The organism is Virgibacillus sp. 7505 (genome assembly GCF_002272135.1).
Classification (GTDB): Bacteria; Bacillota; Bacilli; order Bacillales; family Amphibacillaceae; genus Terribacillus.
Map to the genome: position 1 here is coordinate 1 of NZ_NPBF01000528.1, position 204 is coordinate 204.

At 49.0% G+C, this 204-nt stretch carries 1 protein-coding gene; it reads left to right on the forward strand.

Annotated elements, in window-relative coordinates:
• Nucleotides 1-13 precede the first annotated feature (13 nt).
• Nucleotides 14-204: SDR family NAD(P)-dependent oxidoreductase (locus tag CHH91_RS20075; protein ID WP_286160880.1), on the forward strand; the 191-nt coding region annotated here is incomplete at its 3' end.

Below are 204 nucleotides of genomic sequence, written 5' to 3' on the forward strand. Positions count from 1 at the left end.
TGATATCGCCGCATTGGAGACAGTAGTGGGAGAAATACAGGCGCATACAGGAAATCCCCAAATTGCGTGTTGCCGATGCGATATGACTAGGGCAGAAGATATTGAGGCAGCGCTGTCTTTTGCAAACGAAAAACACGGGGCTATCGATGTCTTAATTAACAATTCTGGAGGTCCGCCGGCTGGGGGAATCGACCAGTTTGAAGA